The organism is Endozoicomonas atrinae (assembly GCF_001647025.1).
GTDB classification, from domain to species: domain Bacteria; phylum Pseudomonadota; class Gammaproteobacteria; order Pseudomonadales; family Endozoicomonadaceae; genus Endozoicomonas; species Endozoicomonas atrinae.
The window spans coordinates 1-716 of the sequence record NZ_LUKQ02000690.1; the positions used below are offsets into that span (position 1 = coordinate 1).

General features: G+C 52.9%; 1 protein-coding gene. It reads left to right on the forward strand.

Going from position 1 to position 716, the window contains the following annotated elements:
* Positions 1-33 precede the first annotated feature (33 nt).
* Positions 34-716 (forward strand): YqaJ viral recombinase family protein (locus AK963_RS30080; protein WP_066018843.1); only part of this gene is annotated, 683 nt, incomplete at its 3' end.

Genomic DNA, 716 nt, shown 5'->3' on the forward strand with positions numbered 1-716 from the left:
CAGATGACATCCCATTCTGACGGCAGGTGACGCATGGACGCGATTGAGATCATCGACCTGATTGATCAGAGCTATGAGCAGGAAGCCGAGCAGAAGGCTCGCCAGTACATCGGTGCCAGTGCCATTGGTAACGAGTGTGACGCGGCGATCGCTTTTAATCTGCGCGGTTTTCCCAATGTTGCTCCTGATCCACAACTGAAACGGATTTTCGGTATGGGCCACGTCATCGAAGACATGGTGGTCGCTGATCTCAAACGTGTACCTGGTCTGGAGATTCAGGAAGTCGACCCCAACACCGGCAAACAGTGGACGTATCAGGCCAGTGGTGGCCATGTGAGCTGTCACACGGACGGGATGGCGATCTGGCAGGGGGAGACCCTGATTCTTGAGATCAAAAGCATGAATACATCGTCGTTCAACAAGTTCAAAAACAAGGGTATGCAGCGTTCACACCCGCACTACTTCTTTCAGGTGCAGATGTACATGGGAATGAGTGGGGTACGACGGACGTTGTTTATTGCCTACAACAAGAACCGCAGCACCTATCACGCTGAGATTGTCGAGTTCGACGATTTTGAATGGTCTGCCATGAGGTACCGCATCAAACGGATTTTGCGGGGCGAGGGCAAACGGATTGCCAGAGACCGGAGTGACTGGCGCTGCAAGGGTTGTTTTAAACGTGATGTGTGCTGGGGCAAGGTTCAGCCAGAGGTGAG